The organism is Streptomyces sp. NPDC059008 (assembly GCF_042749045.1).
Taxonomy (GTDB): Bacteria; Actinomycetota; Actinomycetes; order Streptomycetales; family Streptomycetaceae; genus Streptomyces.
In genome coordinates, this window is record NZ_JBHYJC010000001.1 from 349,169 (window position 1) to 369,219 (window position 20,051).

A 20,051-nucleotide genomic window follows, 5' to 3' on the forward strand; every position below is an offset into this window, starting at 1 on the left:
CAGGATGGGGCCATGACGAGCGTGCGACAGGATGAGCCGGTACGGCCGACAAGGCGGGATGAGGTGGCGGCGGCCGGCAGTGAGCTGGTCGGAGGTCCGCTCGGCCGACGCGCCCTGCTCGGTACGCACTGGCTGACACCGGTGCGGGTCGTCGCACTCGTCGCCATCGGGATGTTCGCGCTCGGCATGGTGCAGAAGCTGCCTTGCTACAACGGCGGCTGGTTCTTCGGGGCGACGAGCCAGTACACCCATGCCTGCTACTCCGATATCCCCCACCTCTACGCGGGGCGAGGCTTCGCCGACGGACTGATCCCGTACTTCGACCGGCTGCCCGGCGATATGGAGTACCTCGAGTACCCGGTGCTCACCGGTGTCTTCATGGAGGTCGCCTCCTGGATGACACCGAACGCGGGGACGATCCAGTACCGCGAGCAGATCTACTGGCTGGTCAACGCCGGAATGCTGATGGTCTGCGCCGCCGTGATCGCGGTGTGCGTGGCCCGTACGCATCGGCGCCGCCCCTGGGACGGCCTCCTCGTCGCCCTGGCGCCCGCCTTCGCCCTCACCGCGACCATCAACTGGGACCTGCTGGCGATCGCCCTGACCACCGGCGGGATGCTGATGTGGTCACGCAGCCGCCCGCTGAAGGCAGGCATGCTGATCGGCCTGGCGACCGCGGCGAAGCTGTACCCGGTGCTGCTGCTGGGCCCGCTGCTGGTGCTGTGCTGGCGGGCGGGAGCCTGGCGCGCGTTCGGGAAGGCGGCGGCCGGAGCGGTGGCGTCCTGGCTGGTGGTGAACCTGCCGGTGATGATCACGCACGATGCGACGGGGTTCCACATCCGCGAGGGCTGGGCGAAGTTCTACACCTTCAGCCAGGAGCGGCCCATCGACTTCGGTTCGATCTGGTTGCTGATCTCGCAGCGCACCGGCAATCCGCTGGAGAACGCCAACACCTATGCCACGCTGCTGATGCTCCTGGGCTGTGCCGCCATCGGGCTGCTGACCCTCTACGCGCCTCGGCGGCCGCGGTTCGCCCAGCTCGCGTTCCTCGTCGTCGCGCTGTTCATCCTCACCAACAAGGTCTACTCGCCGCAGTACGTCCTGTGGCTGACCCCGCTCGCCGTGCTGGCCCGGCCGCGCTGGCGGGACTTCCTCGTCTGGCAGGCCTGCGAGGTCATGTACTTCCTGGGGATCTGGATGTACCTCGCCTACACCGGCAGCGGCGACAAGCACCAGGGCCTGCCGCCGGAGGGCTACCAGCTGGCCATCGCGCTGCACCTCCTGGGCACCCTCTACCTGTGCGCCGTGGTCGTACGGGACGTTCTGATGCCGGAGCGCGACGTGGTCCGCAGGGACGGTGACGACGATCCGTCGGGCGGTGTCCTGGACCGCAGCCCCGATGTGTTCGTGCTCGGCAGGACGTACCACCCGCCTCGGCACGCGGTGCACTTCGAGGGGACGCCACGGGTGCGCTGGGGCGCCGTACGGGACTGAGTCGGGCCGGTTGTGCAAGCACGGGGCCCGGTGCCGCAGAGGAGGTCTGCGGCACCGGGCCCTTGGTGTGTGGTGGAGCCGGCCGGCTCAGCGGTCCACGAGGCGGTCGAACTGCGTGGTGGTGTGCCGCAGATGGGCCACCAGCTCCTCGCCGACCTGCGGCTGCGGGGCGTCCCCCGGCACGAACAGGATCGACACCTGCATGTGCGGGGGCTCCGCGAACCAGCGCTGCTTCCCGGCCCAGACATACGGCGCGAGATTGCGGTTGACGGTCGCCAGACCGGCCCGGGCCACGCCCTTGGCACGCGGCATCACACCGTGCAGCGCCTTGGGAGACTCCAGGCCCACACCGTGCGAGGTGCCGCCCGCCACCACGACCAGGTAGCCGTCGGAGGCCGCCTTCTGCTGGCGGTAGCCGAAGCGCTCGCCCTTCGACACCCGGGTGACGTCGAGCACCGAGCCGCGGTACTCGGTGGCCTCGTGGTCGCCGAGCCACAGCCGCGTACCGATCCGCGCGCGGAAGCGGGTCTGCGGGAACTGCTGCTGGAGGCGGGCGAGTTCATCGGCCTTGAGGTGGCTGACGAACATGGTGTGCAGCGGGAGGCGGGCGGCACGGAGGCGGTCCATCCAGCCGATGACCTCATCGACCGCGTCGGAGCCGTCGGCACGGTCCAGCGGCAGGTGGATCGCGAAGCCCTCGAGCCGGACGTCCTCGATGGCCGCGGCCAGCTTCGGCAGGTCCTCCGGCTTGACGCCGTGGCGCTTCATGCTGCTCATGACCTCGATGACGACCCGGGCGCCGACCAGACCGCCGACGCCCTCGACCGAGGAGACCGAGCGGATCGCCCGGTCGGGCAGCGGCACCGGCTCCTCGCCGTGCCGGAACGGGGTCAGGACGAGCAGGTCACCGCTGAAGAAGTCCTTGATACGGGCCGCTTCGTAGGTCGTGCCGACCGCGAGGATGTCGGCGCCCAGGAGGGTCGCCTCGTCGGCGAGGCGCTCATGGCCGAAGCCGTAGCCGTTGCCTTTGCAGACCGGGACCAGACCGGGGAACTGCTGGAGAACGCTCTGCTGATGCGCCCGCCAGCGCGCGGTGTCGACGTAGAGGGTGAGCGCCATGGCCGGGGCCGGAACCTTTCTCGTAGCGGAGTGTCTCAGGGTACGAAACGGTGCGGGGGAGCTGCCGCCGGTGCGCAGGCTATCCGCGCAGCGACATCGCGATGTCGAAGGCCTTCTGCAGGACCTTGCTGAGCGGGAAGTCCCACTCGCCGAGGTACTCCGCCGCCTGCCCACCCGTGCCGACCTTGAACTGGATCAGGCCGAAGAGGTGGTCGTTCTCGTCCAGGGAGTCGCTGATGCCGCGGAGGTCGTAGACCGAGGCGTCGAGCTTGTAGGCGTCCTGCAGCATCTGCCACTGCATGGCGTTGGAGGGCCGGACCTCCCGGCCGATGTTGTCGGAGGCGCCGTAGGAGTACCAGACGTGCCCGCCGACGACGAGCATCGTCGCGGCCGACAGGTTCACGCCGTTGTGCCGCGCGAAGTACAGCCGCATGCGGTTGGGGTCCTCGGCGTTGAGCGCCTTCCACATGCGCTGGAAGTAGCCGAGGGGGCGCGGCGTGAACCGGTCGCGCTCCGCGGTGATCTCGTAGAGGCGCTGCCATTCGGCCAGATCGTCGTAGCCGCCCTGGACGACCTCGACACCGGCCTTCTCGGCCTTCTTGATGTTCCGGCGCCACAGCTGGTTGAAGCCCTTGTGGACCTCTTCGAGGGAACGATTGGCCAGGGGCACCTGGAAGACGTAGCGGGGCTGCACGTCGGCGAAGCCGGCGCCGTCCTCCTCACCCTGCTGCCAGCCCATACGGCGCAGCTGGTCGGCCACCTCGAAGGCGCGCGGCTCGATGTGCGTCGCCTCGACCTGACGCAGGCGCTTGACCTCCGGGTCCTGGATGCCGGCCTTGATCGCGGCGGCGTCCCAGCGGCGGATGACGACCGGAGGACCCATCTTCACGGTGAAGGCGCCCTGCTTCTTGAGGTGCGCCAGCATCGGCTCGAGCCAGTCCTTGAGGTTCGGCGTGAACCAGTTGATGACCGGCCCCTCGGGCAGATACGCGAGGTAGCGCTTGACCTTGGGCACCTGGCGGTAGAGCACCAGGCCGGCGCCGACCAGCTCGCCGCTCGCGTCGAACCAGCCCAGGCTCTCCGAACGCCATTCGGCCTTCACGTCCGCCCAGGCCGGAACCTGCATGTGGCTCGCCGCGGGCAGGCTCTGGATGTACGCCAGATGCTGCTCTCGGCTGATGGTCCTCAGGGTCAGGCTCATGCGGGGCGCTCCTCGGCAGGTGTGTCCCCATGGTCGGGGCTCCGGCTCTCGCGCCGAAGCCTACTGTGACCGGGGAGCGCCCCGTCTGGGCCGTACGGGCTGGGCCCCGTATGCCACACCGTGAGACGGCCGGGCGCCTCAGCCGATGAGTCCGCCGAACGCCACACCTAGGTAGAAACCGAAGGCGGACGCGCCCAGCCCGATGATCAACAGGAAGCGTTCGCCTGTCGTCGACGAGATGAACTGACCCCACAGGCCGGTGCCGATTCCGATCAGACCGACCCAGGAACTGACCAGGTGCAGACTGGGAGAGAGCGTGGTGAAGGCGGCGATCGCGCCGAGCACCAGGGTGACGAAGGCGAAGGTGTTCTCGACGGGATGCTCCTTGCCGTCGCTGTTGAGAAGCGAGAGCAGGTCGCGCTGGGTCCTAGCTGCCTGTGCCATGCGGCACCTCCGATGACAGGGCGGCGCACTGTAACGCCGCTCACACCCGTTGTGTTCCAGATTGAGGGGTGCACCGGCCGGATTTCAACCGGAAGGCTTCAGGCAGGTACTCTGTACGGTCTGCGCCCATGTCTGTCCGGATGACCGGCCGGGCTCGGCGCGGAAACGCATATGACCCTCCTGCCACGGAACGACCGTGGCCGCTGAGTCCAAAGGAGGTGGGTTCACCATGCGTCACTACGAGGTGATGGTCATCCTCGACCCCGATCTCGAGGAGCGCGCTGTCTCCCCGCTGATCGAGAACTTCCTCTCCGTCGTCCGCGAGGGCAACGGAAAGGTCGAGAAGGTCGACACCTGGGGCCGTCGTCGTCTCTCGTACGAGATCAAGAAGAAGCCCGAGGGCATCTACTCGGTCATCGACCTGCAGGCCGAGCCTGCGGTCGTCAAGGAGCTCGACCGTCAGATGAACCTGAACGAGTCGGTCCTCCGGACCAAGGTCCTCCGTCCCGAGACCCACTGAGCGCCTCAGCGTTCAGCGGTAACCGGGTCCGAGTAGCAGCAACACCAGCAGCCAGCAGCACACCCGCCGAGAGGTTCCCCTAATGGCAGGCGAGACCGTCATCACGGTTGTCGGCAATCTTGTCGACGACCCCGAGCTGCGCTTCACCCCGTCCGGTGCGGCGGTTGCGAAGTTCCGCGTCGCATCCACCCCCCGCACCTTCGACCGTCAGACCAATGAGTGGAAGGACGGCGAGAGCCTGTTCCTGACCTGCTCGGTGTGGCGTCAGGCGGCTGAGAACGTCGCCGAGTCCCTTACGCGGGGTACCCGCGTGGTCGTACAGGGCCGCCTCAAGCAGCGCTCGTACGAGGACCGCGAGGGCGTGAAGCGCACGGTCTACGAGCTCGACGTCGAGGAAGTGGGCGCGAGCCTCAAGAACGCCACGGCCAAGATCACCAAGACCAGCGGTCGCGGTGGCCAGGGCGGCGGCTTCGGCGGCGGTCAGCAGGGCGGTGGCCAGGGTGGCGGCGGCTGGGGCGGCGGCCCCGGCGGCGGCCAGCAGGGCGGCGGCGCTCCTGCCGACGACCCCTGGGCGACCAGCGGCCCTGCCGGCGGCGGCCAGCAGGGTGGCGGCGGCGGTGGCTGGGGCGGTAGCTCCGGCGGTGGCTACTCGGACGAGCCGCCCTTCTAGGTCTCTGTATCCGGCCCGGACCGCGTTGTTTCACGTGAAACAACGCCGTGAAACGGCCGGGGGCCTTGAGGGCGTCAGCACAAACTTCTTGAACTCATTGGAGAGAGACAATGGCGAAGCCGCCTGCTCGCAAGCCTAAGAAGAAGGTTTGCGTGTTCTGCAAGGAGAAGATCTCCTACGTCGACTACAAGGACACGAACCTGCTGCGGAAGTTCATCTCCGACCGCGGCAAGATCCGTGCCCGCCGAGTCACCGGCAACTGCACTCAGCACCAGCGTGACGTCGCCACGGCCGTGAAGAACAGCCGTGAGATGGCGCTGCTGCCCTACACGTCCACCGCGCGATAAGGGAAGGGTGACCGACACATGAAGATCATCCTCACCCACGAGGTCTCCGGCCTCGGCACCGCCGGCGACGTCGTTGACGTCAAGGACGGATACGCCCGCAACTACCTGGTCCCGCGCGGTTTCGCGATCCGCTGGACCAAGGGTGGCGAGAAGGACGTCGAGCAGATCCGCCGCGGTCGCAAGATCCGCGAGATCGCCACGATCGAGCAGGCCAACGAGGTCAAGGGCCAGCTCGAGGGCGTCAGCGTGAAGCTGGCCGTCCGCGCCGGCGACGCGGGCCGTCTGTTCGGCTCCGTCACCCCGGCCGACGTCGCTGCGGCGATCAAGTCCGCTGGTGGTCCGGACGTCGACAAGCGTCGTGTCGAGCTCGGCTCGCCGATCAAGACCCTGGGCGCGCACCAGGTCTCCGTGCGTCTGCACGCCGAGGTCGTTGCGAAGCTGGGCGTCGAGGTCGTCGCCGCCTGATCGCAGGACAACGCAGAAGGGCCGCACTCCGTTCTCGGGGTGCGGCCCTTCGCCGTGCCGGGGCGCGAGCGGCCCGGTCTCAGTCCTCGTCCTGGGCGTGCTTGTACAGCTCGGCGATGTCGTCGTCGAAGTACGCCGCGTAGGAGACGTCGTCCTCGTCGCCGCCGCCTTCATGGCCGCCCAGGACGCCGATGACCGTGCCGGTGTGGCTCTTGGGGTCGTAGTCGGCGAGCCAGGGGCTGCCGCTCGTACCACCCTCGAAGTCGGTGCACTGGACGCGCATCTGGGTGTCGCTGTACTTCGTGGTGCGGTTCTGGCACGAGATCGGGGTGTTTCGGCTGGTGGGGTAGCCGGTGATCTTGACCTCGTTGTCGAAGCCGCGGTCTATGCCCAGGGTGTTCCCGCCCAGGACGTCCTGGATCTGCTCGCCGTCCTTCTTGTCGAGGATGAGGAAGGCGACGTCGAGGTCCTCGTCCTGCGACTTGGCCCAGCGATCGTCGACGATCACCTTCTTGACCTTCCACAGGCCCGAGGGCTCTTCGCCGTCGCGGTAGTCGGGAGCGAAGAGGAGATCGTCCAACGTGGAACCGGCGTCGGCGTCGAACGCGCAGTGCGCCGCCGTGATCAGCATGTTGCGGCCCGGACTCTGCACCACACTCGCGGTGCAGAAGTGATCGCCGGAGTCGTTCTTCTCGAAGACCACGCCGACCCTGGCGTTCTGCTCGGTCCGGCGCGGGGTGTACGCATTGCCGATGTCGGCCGGCGCCGTCGCGGCGGGGTCCTGGTCCTGGGGGTCCTGGCCCGCCTCGCCGGACTTGCCGAAGCTGCTGTGGCCGATGCCGCCGTGGGTATCGGACTCCTCCGCAGCGTATCCCACCACGGCAGCGGCCATGACGACGATGAACGTCATGGACAGCACGGACTTCCTGGCAAGCGAGCGCACCCCGTCATTATCGACATGCACTGTGTGTTGCGGGAGGTGGTTCAGCGGGAGGCCCCGATCACAATCCACCGGCCGGAGCGGGTACGCAGCCAGAGCGTCGCCATGCGGACGGTCATCATCAGCGCCATCGCCCACCACAGGGCGACCAGTCCGCCGCCGAAGGCCGGTACGGCCAGCGCGGCCGGCGCGAACAGGGCCAGCGTCAGCACCATCGCCCAGGCGAGATACGGGCCGTCACCCGCGCCCATCAGGACGCCGTCGAGTATGAAGACGATCCCGGAGATCGGCTGGGTCACGGCCACGACCAGGAGCGTGGTCAGCAGCGGGCCCTGCACGGCGGGGTCGGAGGTGAACAGCGGAATCAACACCGGGCGGGCGAGCGCGACCAGCACACCAAGCACCAGGCCCGAGGCGATGCCCCACTGGATCATGCGGCGGCAGGCGGCCTGGGCTCCGTCGCGGTCCCCCGCGCCGAGAAAGCGACCTATGATGGCCTGCCCCGCTATGGCTATCGCGTCCAGCGTGAAGGCCAGCAGGGACCACAGCGTGAGCACGATCTGGTGGGCGGCGACCTCGGCGTCGCCGAGCCGGGCGGCGATGGCGGTGGCGATCATCAGCACAGCGCGCAGCGAGAGCGTTCGGACCAGCAGCGGAACGCCGGCCTGGGCGCAGGCGCGGATCCCCGCGGCGTCGGGGCGGAGCGAGGCACCGTGCCGTCGGGCGCCCCGGATCACCACGGCGAGGTAGGCGGCGGCCATGGCGCACTGGGCGATGACCGTGCCCCAGGCGGATCCCGCGATGCCGAGGCCGGCGCCGTAGACCAGGGCGACATTGAGCGCGGCGTTGGCGGAGAAGCCGCCGAGGGCGACGTAGAGCGGGGTCTTGGTGTCCTGGAGGCCGCGGAGCACGCCGGTGGCGGCCAGCACGACGAGCATCGCGGGTATGCCGAGCGCGCTGATGCGCAGATAGGTGGTGGCGTGCGGGGCGGCGGTGGCCGAGGCGCCGAAGGCTTCGACGAGCCAGGGGGCGGTGGGCAGCACGGCCGCGACGACCCCCGCGCCGAGCAGCAGGGCGAGCCAGATGCCGTCCATGCCCTGGCGGATCGCCGCGGGGAGGTCGCCTGCGCCGACCCTGCGGGCGACCGCCGCGGTGGTGGCGTAGGCGAGGAAGACGAAGACGGCGACGGCGGTGGTCAGCAGGCCGGCGGCGACGCCGAGGCCGGCGAGCTGGGAGGTGCCGAGGTGGCCGATGACGGCGCTGTCGACCATGACGAAGAGGGGTTCCGCGACCAGTGAGCCGAAGGCGGGCAGGGCCAGAGCGATGATCTCGCGGTCGTGGCGGCGGTCGGAGCGCCGCCGGGTCGCGGGAGCCTGTGTCATGGACTCAATCTAATCTTCCACAGGTAAGAGACGCAAACCCCCTGCAGTCCTTACTTTCCGTTGTGCGGAGCCTCCTCCTCCGTGGCGTTTGTCGCGATCTTGAACAGCTGGCAGAAGTTTTTCTCCCCCACAGCCTATGGATGAGAAAACTGCAGGTCAGAAGGGTGAGGGTGGGGTGATTGTGTGCTTGTCCACAGAAGTTTCCCCCGCGCCGTGCACAGGATCCGGGGACTTCTCCACAGCTGTGGGGCGGTCATCCACATGGCCTGTGGATAACCAGATTGGCGGACGGTGCCCACGGGCCTACCGTGGTCCGGCACCCGCCGCCTGTTCTGGCCTGAGACATCGTCCGAACTCGACGCGCCGTAACCGGAGTCGGGCGTCTCGATTGTCAGAGCTGTGCCGTATGAAAGAACAGCACAGCAAGGTCCGCGCCGCGGACGGGAGGAGGTGCCGGGGTGAGCGTTCCCGAGCCCATGGAAGACCCCTGGGCGGACTCCGGTCCGAGCGACCGGCTGCCGGCTCCCCGCTCCCGCCGAGGCGACGGCAAGGGCCGCGGCCGCGGCGACAGACCCGACCGCGACGACGACGGCGGTTCCTGGGCCGGCGGCTTCGAGCGGGTCCCCCCGCAGGATCTGGACGCCGAGCAGTCCGTGCTCGGCGGCATGCTGCTGTCCAAGGACGCCATCGCGGACGTCGTCGAGGTCCTCAAGGGCGAGGACTTCTACCGCCCTGCCCATGAACTGGTCTTCCAGGCGATCCTCGACCTCTACGCCAAGGGCGAGCCGGCCGACCCGATCACCATCGCCGCCGAGCTGACCAAGCGCGGCGAGATCGGCCGGGTCGGCGGTGCCTCGTATCTGCACACCCTCGTCCAGTCCGTCCCGACGGCCGCGAACGCCGAGTACTACGCCGAGATCGTCCACGAGCGCGCCGTGCTCCGCCGGCTCGTCGAGGCCGGCACCCGTATCACGCAGATGGGATACGCCGCGGACGGCGACGTCGACGAGATCGTCAACAGCGCCCAGGCGGAGATCTACGCCGTCACCGAGCAGCGGACCAGTGAGGACTATCTGCCGCTCGGCGACATCATGGAGGGCGCTCTCGACGAGATCGAGGCGATCGGCTCACGTCAGGGCCAGATGACGGGCGTGCCGACCGGGTTCACCGACCTGGATTCCCTCACGAACGGTCTGCACCCGGGGCAGATGATCGTCATCGCGGCGCGTCCGGCGATGGGTAAGTCGACCCTCGCGCTGGACTTCGCGCGGGCCTGCTCGATCAAGAGCAATCTGCCGAGCGTGATCTTCTCCCTGGAAATGGGGCGCAACGAGATCGCGATGCGTCTGCTGTCCGCCGAGGCACGGGTGGCGCTGCATCACATGCGCTCCGGCAGCATGACGGACGAGGACTGGACGCGGCTGGCCCGGCGGATGCCCGACGTCTCGGCCGCGCCCCTGTACATCGACGACTCGCCGAACCTGTCGATGATGGAGATCCGTGCCAAGTGCCGACGGCTCAAGCAGCGCAATGAGCTGAAGCTGGTGGTGATCGACTATCTCCAGCTGATGCAGTCCGGCGGTTCGAAGCGCGCCGAGAGCCGCCAGCAGGAGGTCTCGGACATGTCCCGAAACCTCAAGCTGCTGGCGAAGGAGCTGGAGCTGCCGGTCATCGCGCTCTCCCAGCTGAACCGTGGCCCCGAGCAGCGCACGGACAAGAAGCCGATGGTCTCCGACCTCCGTGAATCCGGTTCGATCGAGCAGGACGCCGACATGGTCATCCTGCTGCACCGCGAGGACGCCTACGAGAAGGAGTCCCCCCGGGCGGGCGAGGCCGACCTGATCGTGGCCAAGCACCGTAACGGCCCCACGGCCACGATCACGGTGGCGTTCCAGGGCCACTACTCGCGCTTCGTGGACATGGCACAGACCTGAGCGGACGCTGCAGCGTCTCGCATGCGGCCCGGCTGACCTCCCGCCCCGTGGCGGCTTCTTGGCATCATCGCGGCATGAGCCCGGCCCTTCCCCGCACTGTCCGAGCCGTCGACACCGCGCAGCTCCTGGACCTGGCCCAAGAGGCCGCCAGGTACGGCTTCAGCCAGCGCCTCCCGGTCGACTGGCTCCAAGAGCACCTCGCCGCAGAGGCGACGCACTACCTGTTCCCCACGCTCGTGCAGCGGCTCACGCACCGTCCCGAAGTGCCGCTGCAGTGGAGGTGCCAGCAGCTGCTGACCGTCGGCACCGGCGAGCAGATCTGGGGTCTGCTCGATGTCCTTCCCGGCACCTTCGATGAACTTCCGGAGACCTTGGACACGGCGGCCGAGAAGGACATCGTCAGCCGCATCGAGCGAGCGGTGACCGTGCGCGAGTGGGTGGAACGGATGGCGGCCGATGCAGGTTCGTGACGCCCCCCGGGCAGCGGTGCAGCCTGCCGGACAGTTCGAGGAGATGACACCAACCTGAGGCAGCCGTCCCGTTCACTCCGTGACGGGCAGGCACTCGGCGAGCAGGCCGACGACGTCGTGCCAGGCCCGCTGCGCGTGCTGAGGGTGGTAGCCGACGCCGGGGGGCGCGGCGTGGTCGACCGGTGGGTGGTGGAAGGCGTGCAGGGCTCCGCCGTAGACCGCGAGGCGCCAGTCGACGCCCGCGGCCTGCATCTCGGCGGCGAAGGCGTCCCGTTGCTCGGCGGGCATGATCGGGTCCTCCGACCCGACCCCGGCCCACACGGGGCAACGGATGCGCGCGGCCTCGCCCGGTCGGCCCGTGGTCAGCGCGTTGACCGTCCCGATCGCGCGCAGATCGACGCCGTCGCGCCCGAGTTCCAGCACGATCGCGCCCCCGGTGCCGTAGCCGACAGCGGCGATCCGGTCGGGGTCGGTCCGCGGTTCGGCGCGCAGCACATCGAGCGCCGCGTGGCCGATGCCCCGCATCCGGTCGGGGTCGGCGAGCAGCGGCATGCAACGGGCCAGCATCTCCTCGGGATCGTCCACATAACGCCCGCCGTGGAGGTCGAAGGCCAGCGCCATGTATCCCAGCTCGGCCAGGGCATCGGCTCGGCGGCGTTCGACGTCGCTGAGCCCCATCCCCTCGGGCCCGATCAGGACTGCGGGCCGGCGGTCGACACCGGCGGGGAGTGCGAGGTGCCCGATCATCGTCAGGCCGTCGGCCGGGTATTCGACCGTGCGCGTGGTGACCATCGTCATGGGATCGGACTGTAGTGATCGTCGAGCCCGGGTGGGCCGGTCTTCACCGTCGGCAGAACAGCGCGGGCACACGACCTGTCAGCAGGAGGCCCAGGGGCGTTCGTCGATCGCGCCTTTCCGGCACCCGGGGCGCACTGTGGACACCGCGTCCGGCCGGCGATCGGTGGCCGGCCCGCCCGAGGCAGCCAGGCCGTTTGAGCGCACCGGTCATCGGTGCTCTCAGAACAACCTGGCACCCCGAGGATCTCGCGGCCGCTCTACTGTGAGGATGACGAGGTGAAAGAGGCCCCAGCCGCACCGACGCCCGTCATCCTCGGCATTGACGACCTCCGACCGATCCCCAGAGCCACCCGGATCGCCCGCACCAGCCGCGAAGGCGTCCGGCTACTGCAAGAGCACCGTGACGCCTTCATCGACGAACTCTGGCTCGATCACGATCTCGGCGGCGACGACAGCATCATGCCCGTGGTGACCCTGATGGAAGAGGCCGCCTTCAGCGGACGGCCCTTCCACATCGGCATGGTCTTCGTGCACAGCGCCAACCCCATCGGGGCCGAAACCGTCGTCCGGTCGCTCACGCGCTGGAACTACCGAGTCCGGCGGGCAACGGCCTAGCGCATCCGACACGGGGTGGGGACGCCCAGGTCAGAGCAGCCGTCTGGCGATGAGCTGGACCAGGCCCTCCTCGTTGCGGTTGCGGGGGGCCGCCGGGTGCACTCGGACGTTCCGGCTGTCCTCCTTGAAGTCCTTGGACGGCGGCACCTTGTTGGAGCAGCTCATGACGGGCCCGACCCTTGTGGTCTGAGGGGCCTCGTTCAGCACGCCGATACGCGGCAGCACCAGGATGTGCCGGGAGTTCGACGAGCATTCGTGCGTCTGCCTGACGATGCGCTTGCCGTCCTTGTTGGTGTAGACGGACTGGCTCTTGTGCATGCAGGTGATGCCCTGCGCGGTGCGGGTGCAGTCGCTGGGCGTTGCTGCGGCGTAGGCCTGGGTGGCACCGGCGCCGGTCACGGCGAGGCCGCTCAGGAGCACCGAGACGGCTGCGATCTTCTTTCGACTGAACATGTGCGGGGTTCCTTTGCGATCGATGCCGGGGCGTCATGCGCGGCGCACCGGATTGCGCCCAGGCCCTGATGGAGGTCGGGGAGGGGCCCCGGCGCCGAGCCGGTCGGCTCGGACGCCGGGACGTGTGCCAGTTGTCAGCCGTTGCAGCCCATGCTCGAGCCGACCCCGCCGAACTGTCCGCCAGGCCCGCCCTCACCGTTGAGCGCGTTGCCCAGCAGGCCGTTGAGGATCCCGACCTGGCCGAGGACGTCGACGTTCAGGTCGTGCGACCGGCACCAGTTACCGTGGCCTCCGCCTCGGGCGGAGGCCGTGCCGGCGCCGAGGAAGCTGACGGTGCCGAGGATGGCGGCCACGACGGCAGCCTTGTGAAGCTTGCGCATTTCTCCTCCATAGATTGAACGGATGCGATCTGTGACAGATCCACTGCGTACAGTGACTGGGATGCTAATATGAAAAATGCCGCACCGCGCATCGGTACTGCCATCCGGGTTCTCGGGGCTCTGGCCGCGGCGGCGAGGGGGCTGGACAGCAGCGGGTGTCGGTGCTCCGCCCTGTGGGTGACGGAGTCAGTTGGCCACTCGGCGAACGGAATTGAGAGCGCCGCCCCTCAACGGAAATCCCAACTGCACGCGCTGGCAACGGTGTTGGGCGGAGGCCTGCGGCGTGAGATACCGCTGGTCGGAGCGGAGTCGGAGGCAACAGCGGTCGGCCAGGTGGAGCACCGCCGCCGCGGTATGGGCTTTGACCTTCAAGCTGGTTGAAGCCCCACAATCGCGTCCATGGACGACAGCGAAGACCTGCTGAGCATCGGCGCATTTGCGCGACGGGTAGGGCTGGCGCCGAGTGCTCTGCGGTTCTACGACGACTGCGGGATGCTGCGGCCGGCTCAGGTGGATGCCGTGACGGGCTACCGGCGCTATGCGGCAAGGCAGGCGGCGCGGGCGGTACGGCTGCGGCGGTTGCGGGAGGCGGGCCTGCCGCTGGTGGATGCCGCGGTCGTGCTGGACGGGCGGGAGGATGCGGCGCGGGACGTGCTGCGGGCACACCTGGAGCGGACGCGGCGCACGGCGGACGCGGCGCGGGCGGTGGTGGAGGGGCTTCTCCGGGAGGCGGTCGGCGGTTCGCTGAGCGGCCGGAGCTGGGCCAGGGCGCGGGTGGGCGGTGCCGAACTCGCCAGTGCCGTACGGCAGGTGGCGCCCGCGGTCGCGACCGGGGCGTCCCGGAAGAAGTATCCGCCGCTGGGCTGTGTGCTGCTGGAACTCGTCGACGGTGAGGTGCGGTTGGTGGCCACCGACCGCTATTGCCTGGCGGTGCGGGTGCTGCGGCCGACGGAGTTCGAGGGCGGACCGCGACAGGTCCTGATCGGTGCGGAGACGGCGCGGAATCTGGCGGAGTGGGCCGTACGGCAGGTGGCGGTCGATGTGGAGTGCGCGGACGACTGTGCGAACGACGGTGTGGGCGTCCGGCTTCGGGGCGAGGCGGACTGCCGCGAGGTGATGGAGAGCGCGGGTCGACGCCAGGGCGCGGAGGCAGCCGAGGTGTTTCCGGACTACCGGTTGATGCTGGAAGGCCTGGCGTCCGGGCGGCATCGCGTCATCGTCGATCGTTTGGCGCTACGGGATGCGGTGGCAGGACGGGCGCGGGTGGTGTCGTTGTCGACCGCTGCGGGGGACGACGCCGGGGACGGTGCAGGCGGCCGCAGCGAGAGCGTTGTTTCACGTGAAACAGCGCCTGCGCCCACGGCTGAGCAGGCCGGCGCCATGGCCGAGGGGCAGGCGCTGGAGGTGTCGGGCGGTGGGCGCGAGCCCGTCCTGCTGCGGATGGTTCGTACGGGGCCTGGGCTGCGGATCGCCTTTGATCCGGCGGTACTTGTGCCCGCGTTGGAGGCCGGGGTGGGGCCCGATGTGCTGCTGGAGAGCGTTTCGGCCGACCGTCCCGTCGTGGTCCGCTCCGCCGACCAGGGGAGTTTCACCACGTTGGTGATGCCGGTGCGCGAGACCGAGACCAAGGACTGACTGCTGGTGGCTGCTGGTGACTGCTGAGGGGAATGGGCCGATGGATCCGGAACTGCCTGTGGTGCGGTTGTGCGTGGAAGGGATGCAGGCCGAGGCGGAGGGAGACGCCGAGGTGGCGCTCGGACTCTTCCAGCGGGCCTGGGACATCGCCGCCGACGACTATGAGGCGTGCGTCGCCGCGCACTATCTTGCCCGGCACCAGACCCTGCCCGAAGAGACGCTGCGGTGGAACCAGGAGTGCCTGACCCGAGCCGACCGGGTGGGCGACGAGCGCGTCCAGGGGTTCTACCCGTCGTTGTACGTGAACCTGGGGCTCGCCTATCGGCAACTCGGCCAACCGGCTTTCGCGCATGCGTACTTCCTGCGCGCCGCGGAACGGGTGAGGGACGCCCCCGAGGGGCAGTACGGCGACTGGAACCGGATCGCGATCGCGGAGGGCCTGCGGGGTACGGCTTCTGCGCCGTGCGAGCAGGGAGCCGGGCAAGGCGGCGAAACCGGAGCGGACGCGGCGCCATGGGCTCTCGACCCGGTGGTCGACGCACGCGTCCGTGAGCTGCTGTCGCGGTGGTGTGCGCGGGCCGATCTCAAGGCGCTGGGACTGACGCTCCCGGCCTACCTCGGGTACCTCGGTACGGACGAGGACCGCATGCGGCTGCGTACCGCGCTGCACATGGTGCATGCGGCGCGCTGGCTTCCGGAGGCGGAACAGACCGAGCTGGGGAGCGTGCTCGGGGCGGCGGCGCTGCGCGGATAGCCGAGGAGCGGGGGTGGGCGAACCGGCGAACGGGGGAACGGGGGAACGGCTGAGCTGGATCGGCCGGGGCCGGACAGGCGAAGCTGTCCGCCTGATTTGATCGGTTGCATCGGATCCGCCGTTGAGGAGCACCATGACCATCACCCAGTCCGCCGGGCCTCAGGAGCCCGGAGCGGAGGAGCCCGCGCCGGTCGGCCATGCGCCGGTGCCGGTCGACACCTGCGAAGCCTTCGTGGGGCTGCTGCCCCAGACACGGCGGTCGCTGCTGCGGCGGCTGGCGATCGGGCAGGCGGAGGGGCGGGCGCCCTCGATGATGGGCGCGGTGGTCCGCGACGGCCGAGCGGTGTGGAGCGGTGCCAGGACCTCGGTGGAGGGAGAGGTACCGCACGGCGATGTGCAGTACCGGATCGGTTCGCTCACCAAGACCTTTGTCGCCGTGCTGGTGATGAGGCTCCGGGACGAGGAGTTGCTGCGGCTGGAGGACCCGGTCGGCAGGCATCTGGAGGGCACTCCAGCGCCCGACGCGACGATCGCTCAACTGCTCGCGCACAGTTCGGGGTTGGCGGCGGAGGCGAGGGCCCCCTGGTGGGAGCGGACCTCGGGCGAACTGCGGCCGGAGCCGGCCGATCTGTTCGGTGACCGGCCGCAGCGGCTCCCCGCCGGGCGGCGGCACCACTACTCCAACCCCGGCTATGCGCTGCTGGGTGCGCTGGTCGAACGCCTTCGGGGCGGTACGCCATGGGACGAGGTGCTACGGCGCGAGGTGCTGCAACCGCTGGGAATGGGCCGTACGACGCCGCAGCCGGAGATGCCGCACGCGGGCGGTTGGGCGGTGCACCCGTGGGCCGATGTGATGCTGCCGGAACCGGCGCACGACACCGGTCTGATGGGTCCGGCGGGGCAGCTGTGGTCCACGCTGGATGATCTGTGCCGGTGGGCGACGTTCCTGCTCAGGGGCGATGAGCGGGTGCTGAGCGCGGCGAGTCTCGCCGAGATGCGGACACCGGCCGTGCCACCGGAGGGGAGCGGGTGGGAGGCGGGGTACGGGCTGGGGCTTCAGCTGGTGCGCCGAGAAGGGCGGACACTGGTGGGCCACAGCGGCTCGATGCCCGGCTTCCTGGCGGGACTGTGGGCCGACGTCGAGGAGGACGTCGCCGGGATCGTGCTCGCCAACTGCACTTCCGGCCCGGCGGTTTCGGCGATCGCCGCAGATCTCACCGGGATCGTGATCGAGCACGAACCCCGGATTCCCGAGCCCTGGCGACCGCTGCCCGGCCCGCTGGATCCGGACCTGCTGGCGCTGACCGGCCTCTGGTACTGGGGAGCGAACCCGCACACGCTGCGGCTGCGGGCCGAGCGCGGACTTGAACTCGCTCCGCTGTCCCGGTCGGGGCGGTCTTCGCGGTTCCGGGCCGAGGGGGATGGCACCTGGACCGGACTGGACGGCTATTACGCGGGCGAGACCCTGCGAGTGGTGCGCGAGCCGGATGGTTCGGTCAGCCATCTGGATCTCGGCACCTTCGTCTTCACCCGCGGTCCGTACGAGCCGGCGGAGCCGGTGCCTGGGGGCGTGGATCCGGAGGGTTGGCGGGTGTGAGGCCCGTGCGCTGGGTGCGAGGACCGTGCGGTGAGGGTGCGGGCATCGGGCCGTACAGTCGAGCGAGACGTCAGGAGCCGCGTCGAGGCGGCTCGCTACCGCTGGAAGGCCCTGTGACTGCCGTGTCTGACCCGACCGCGAACTCCGCCGCCCCGGACCTGCTCGACCTGTCTCCTCTCACCGCGTCCCACTTCGCGCGGATCGAGGACAAGGTCGCCGCGCTGATGCGCACCCGCTGCGATGTCGTGGCGATGCAGGGCGAGGCGCTGCTGCCCCTGGAAGCCTGTATCCGCTCGGCCGTGCGGCCCGGCAGCACGGCGCTCAACATCATCACCGGACCGTACGGGGAGACCTTCGGCGGCTGGCTGCGGTCCTGCGGCGCCGAGGTGATCACCATCAGTGCCCCGTTCACGGGTGCGGTGGCCCCGCAGCAGGTGGCGGATGCGCTGCGGAAGCACCCCGAGATCGACTTCGTGAGCCTGGTGCACGCCGAGGCCGCCACCGGCAACACCAACCCGGTCGGTGAGATCGGTGCGGTGGTGCGGGAGCACGGTGCGCTGTTCATGCTCGATGCGGTCGCGTCCGTGGGCGCCGAGCCGCTGCTGACCGACGAGTGGGGCGTGGACCTGTGCGTGATCGGCGGGCAGAAGGCGATGGCCGGCCCCGCCGGCGTGTCCGCGGTATCGGTCAGTGCCCGTGCGTGGGAGCGGATCGCCGCCAACGAGCAGGCTCCACGCCGCTCGTACCTCTCGCTGCTGGACTGGAAGGAGCGCTGGATCGACGGTGGCCGCGCCGCGCTGCCGCACGCTCCGGCGCAGCTGGAGATGCTTGCTCTGGAGCAGGCAGCCGACCGTATCGACGCCGAGGGGCTGGATGCGGTGATCGTCCGGCACCGGGCGGCGGCCGCGGCTACCCGCGCCGGTGTGCGGGCGATGGGTGGGCTCGCGCCGTACGTCCTGCGCGATGAGGACGCGGCGCCGGCTGCGACGACGCTCCGTGCGCCGGAGGGAACGGACGCCCGGGAGATCGTGACCGCTGCACTCGCGGTGGACGCCGCAGTGCCGGTCCAGGCCGCGGCGGGCACGCTGGCCAAGGAGATGATCCGGGTCAACCACTATGGTCGCGCGGCTGATCAGGCGGTGGTCAGGGCCTCACTGATGGCGCTGGCGGGCGGGCTGCGTGCGCTGGGGGTGTCCGTGGACGCTGAGGGCGCTGCCGTGGCTGCGGGCGAGGCCTGGGACGAGGCCATCGGTAGCTGAAGGCATGGGTGGGGCCGTGTTTCACGTGAAACACGGCCCCACGTGTGTATGCGCAACACGGCCGTGTGGAGGTGCAACGCGGCTTCGTTTCACGTGAAACGGGACTCGGGCTCCCGCGAGGGGCAGCCGCCTCGTTTCGTATAGCCCGAGGCCGCGGACGGGCTCCTAGGCGGACGACTATTTCGTCAAGGTCCGTATTCTGAGCCCAAGTTGGGCCCGAGTTGGGCGCTGGGGGTAGAGGCGCGTGGTCGAGGCGCGTACGCCTGGGGGACACGCCGACGGCGTTGCGGCAGGTGGGCCCGGTGGCGGCCGGTAGCGGGTGGTAGTGGGTGGGTGACGGTCACGGTCGCCGGCCTTGGGCTCGCGGGGTGAGGCGAGGGGCGCCGGTACTGGTCAGCCGCCCGACATCCGTCATTCACCACCCGTCATCTGCGCTCCGTAGTCTGCCGTTCGCCGTTCGCTGCCTGATGCCCGATGCCCGCCGTTCGCTGCCCGCCGCCTGCTTTCCGCCGTCCGCCATCAGGCGGTGGTTCACCGCGCCCTTGTGCGCCCTGCTTCCTCTTCCTCTCTGCGCTCCCTCCTCTCCTCTGCGCTCCCTCCTCTTCGCCGTGCTTCCTCTGTTCGCCTGCTCCTCCCGCTGACCGTGCTTACGGCGCCCGTTTGGTCGACCGGTCGGCGCGACCGCGCCCGACCCTTAAGGATCATGTGTAGATCCCTCCCGTAGAATCGGAATAGTCGACCCGTTTAAATCGGCGGTTCTCGACGCGGACGTCGATGGTTCTCAGGAGGCCCGTGAAATGGCGGACGGCGGTGCCGCGCGTGGTGTCCCGTACGCGCGTGCGGATGCGCGGCGCAATAGGGCGCTGGTGCTCCAGGCAGCCCGATTCGCCTTCGAGGAAAAGGGGTTGGGGGTTCCACTCGGGGAGATCGCACGCCGCGCGGGCGTCGGGGCGGGCACCGTCTACCGCCATTTCCCTTCCAAGGAAGCCCTGTTCAGGGCGACGATCGTAGAACGGATCGAGCTTTTCACCGACACCGCAAGGGACTTGATCGATGTCGAGGACCCCGGTGGGGTCTTCTTTCGCTTCCTGTCGTCGGTGGTGCGGCTCGCCTCACGAAACAAGGCGTTGTGCGACGCGCTGGCGGCGGCCGGCGCAGGGCGCTTCGAGCCGTCGCCAGGGGTGGGGCGGGACTTCGACGAGGCGCTGGAGGCCCTGCTCGCCCGGGCTCAACAGGCGGGAGCGGTGCGGAAGGACGTCGGGATAACGGACCTCAGGGCGCTGCTGGTGGGCTGTCTAGCCATGGAGCAGGCCGCATCGGCGGCGGATCCGGAGTCCGCGGCGCAGGGGCGGATGACGGTGCTGATGTGTGATGCGCTGCGGGCGGGCCCTGCTGTAACGAAACTTCCACCTGGAGCGGCGAACCGTAACGAATCGCGGTGTGAGGTGTGCGGTACGGCGATTGCCGTGGCTCGTACGGGACGGCCCGCGCGCTTCTGCGGCGGCGCCTGCCGGCAGAAGGCCCACCGGGCGCGGCGGCGTACGCGGCGGAGCTGAATGCCACGCGGAGTGAAC

General features: G+C 69.5%; 21 protein-coding genes. 13 read left to right on the forward strand and 8 right to left on the reverse strand.

Going from position 1 to position 20,051, the window contains the following annotated elements:
• Positions 1-12: 12 nt before the first annotated feature.
• On the forward strand, positions 13-1,494 hold the full coding sequence (locus ACFWZH_RS01580) for a glycosyltransferase family 87 protein (RefSeq protein ID WP_384424248.1): 1,482 nt from the start codon (positions 13-15) through the stop codon (positions 1,492-1,494).
• Positions 1,495-1,581: 87 nt separating this feature from the next.
• Here the strand turns inward: ACFWZH_RS01580 and ACFWZH_RS01585 are convergent, their stop codons facing one another.
• From ACFWZH_RS01585 to ACFWZH_RS01595, 3 genes are all read right to left on the reverse strand, one after another.
• A complete protein-coding gene (locus ACFWZH_RS01585) occupies positions 1,582-2,613 on the reverse strand; it encodes an alanine racemase (RefSeq protein WP_384424249.1) in 1,032 nt (343 codons plus the stop codon).
• 79 nt (positions 2,614-2,692) lie between these two features.
• Positions 2,693-3,814 (reverse strand): lipid II:glycine glycyltransferase FemX, encoded by a 1,122-nt coding sequence (locus ACFWZH_RS01590; protein ID WP_384424250.1) that lies wholly within the window; start codon positions 3,812-3,814, stop codon positions 2,693-2,695.
• A 138-nt stretch (positions 3,815-3,952) separates the two neighbouring features.
• Complete coding sequence (locus tag ACFWZH_RS01595) at positions 3,953-4,258, reverse strand: hypothetical protein (RefSeq protein ID WP_384424251.1); 306 nt, start codon at positions 4,256-4,258, stop codon at positions 3,953-3,955.
• A gap of 229 nt (positions 4,259-4,487) precedes the next feature.
• On the opposite strand from ACFWZH_RS01595, the gene rpsF reads away from it, so the two are divergent.
• From rpsF to rplI, 4 genes are all read left to right on the forward strand, one after another.
• Positions 4,488-4,778, forward strand: coding sequence for a 30S ribosomal protein S6 (rpsF, locus tag ACFWZH_RS01600; RefSeq protein ID WP_006604399.1), 291 nt, complete (start codon positions 4,488-4,490; stop codon positions 4,776-4,778).
• 82 nt (positions 4,779-4,860) lie between these two features.
• Positions 4,861-5,448, forward strand: coding sequence for a single-stranded DNA-binding protein (locus ACFWZH_RS01605; RefSeq protein WP_384424252.1), 588 nt, complete (start codon positions 4,861-4,863; stop codon positions 5,446-5,448).
• Positions 5,449-5,558: 110 nt separating this feature from the next.
• Complete coding sequence (rpsR, locus tag ACFWZH_RS01610; RefSeq protein ID WP_003978893.1) at positions 5,559-5,795, forward strand: 30S ribosomal protein S18; 237 nt, start codon at positions 5,559-5,561, stop codon at positions 5,793-5,795.
• Positions 5,796-5,813: 18 nt separating this feature from the next.
• Complete coding sequence (gene rplI, locus ACFWZH_RS01615) at positions 5,814-6,260, forward strand: 50S ribosomal protein L9 (protein WP_384424253.1); 447 nt, start codon at positions 5,814-5,816, stop codon at positions 6,258-6,260.
• A gap of 79 nt (positions 6,261-6,339) precedes the next feature.
• Here rplI and ACFWZH_RS01620 read toward each other — a convergent pair whose 3' ends face one another.
• A complete protein-coding gene (locus tag ACFWZH_RS01620) occupies positions 6,340-7,203 on the reverse strand; it encodes a trypsin-like serine peptidase (protein WP_384424254.1) in 864 nt (287 codons plus the stop codon).
• Positions 7,204-7,244: 41 nt separating this feature from the next.
• Positions 7,245-8,582 (reverse strand): MATE family efflux transporter, encoded by a 1,338-nt coding sequence (locus ACFWZH_RS01625; protein WP_384424255.1) that lies wholly within the window; start codon positions 8,580-8,582, stop codon positions 7,245-7,247.
• A gap of 476 nt (positions 8,583-9,058) precedes the next feature.
• On the opposite strand from ACFWZH_RS01625, the gene dnaB reads away from it, so the two are divergent.
• Complete coding sequence (gene dnaB / locus ACFWZH_RS01630; protein WP_384424621.1) at positions 9,059-10,516, forward strand: replicative DNA helicase; 1,458 nt, start codon at positions 9,059-9,061, stop codon at positions 10,514-10,516.
• Positions 10,517-10,590: 74 nt separating this feature from the next.
• Positions 10,591-10,986 (forward strand): hypothetical protein, encoded by a 396-nt coding sequence (locus ACFWZH_RS01635; RefSeq protein WP_384424256.1) that lies wholly within the window; start codon positions 10,591-10,593, stop codon positions 10,984-10,986.
• Between the two features lie 72 nt (positions 10,987-11,058).
• On the opposite strand, the gene ACFWZH_RS01640 is transcribed toward ACFWZH_RS01635, so the two are convergent.
• On the reverse strand, positions 11,059-11,784 hold the full coding sequence (locus ACFWZH_RS01640; protein WP_384424257.1) for a dienelactone hydrolase family protein: 726 nt from the start codon (positions 11,782-11,784) through the stop codon (positions 11,059-11,061).
• 276 nt (positions 11,785-12,060) lie between these two features.
• On the opposite strand from ACFWZH_RS01640, the gene ACFWZH_RS01645 reads away from it, so the two are divergent.
• A complete protein-coding gene (locus ACFWZH_RS01645) occupies positions 12,061-12,399 on the forward strand; it encodes a cyclic-phosphate processing receiver domain-containing protein (RefSeq protein ID WP_384424258.1) in 339 nt (112 codons plus the stop codon).
• Positions 12,400-12,429: 30 nt separating this feature from the next.
• Here ACFWZH_RS01645 and ACFWZH_RS01650 read toward each other — a convergent pair whose 3' ends face one another.
• Positions 12,430-12,852 (reverse strand): hypothetical protein, encoded by a 423-nt coding sequence (locus ACFWZH_RS01650; RefSeq protein WP_384424259.1) that lies wholly within the window; start codon positions 12,850-12,852, stop codon positions 12,430-12,432.
• A gap of 134 nt (positions 12,853-12,986) precedes the next feature.
• Positions 12,987-13,232 carry a hypothetical protein gene (locus ACFWZH_RS01655; protein ID WP_384424260.1) on the reverse strand — a complete coding sequence of 82 codons (246 nt, stop codon included), beginning with the start codon at positions 13,230-13,232 and terminating at the stop codon, positions 12,987-12,989.
• A gap of 399 nt (positions 13,233-13,631) precedes the next feature.
• Here ACFWZH_RS01655 and ACFWZH_RS01660 point away from each other — a divergent pair, with 399 nt between their 5' ends.
• From ACFWZH_RS01660 to ACFWZH_RS01680, 5 genes are all read left to right on the forward strand, one after another.
• A complete protein-coding gene (locus ACFWZH_RS01660; protein WP_384424261.1) occupies positions 13,632-14,867 on the forward strand; it encodes a MerR family transcriptional regulator in 1,236 nt (411 codons plus the stop codon).
• A 40-nt stretch (positions 14,868-14,907) separates the two neighbouring features.
• Positions 14,908-15,621 (forward strand): hypothetical protein, encoded by a 714-nt coding sequence (locus tag ACFWZH_RS01665; RefSeq protein WP_384424262.1) that lies wholly within the window; start codon positions 14,908-14,910, stop codon positions 15,619-15,621.
• 133 nt (positions 15,622-15,754) lie between these two features.
• Complete coding sequence (locus ACFWZH_RS01670) at positions 15,755-17,218, forward strand: serine hydrolase domain-containing protein (protein ID WP_384424263.1); 1,464 nt, start codon at positions 15,755-15,757, stop codon at positions 17,216-17,218.
• Positions 17,219-17,340: 122 nt separating this feature from the next.
• Positions 17,341-18,477 (forward strand): pyridoxal-phosphate-dependent aminotransferase family protein, encoded by a 1,137-nt coding sequence (locus ACFWZH_RS01675; protein WP_384424623.1) that lies wholly within the window; start codon positions 17,341-17,343, stop codon positions 18,475-18,477.
• A gap of 797 nt (positions 18,478-19,274) precedes the next feature.
• Positions 19,275-20,033: a TetR/AcrR family transcriptional regulator gene (locus ACFWZH_RS01680; RefSeq protein ID WP_384424264.1), complete on the forward strand. Its 759-nt coding sequence runs from the start codon at positions 19,275-19,277 to the stop codon at positions 20,031-20,033.
• The last annotated feature ends 18 nt before the right edge of the window (positions 20,034-20,051 follow it).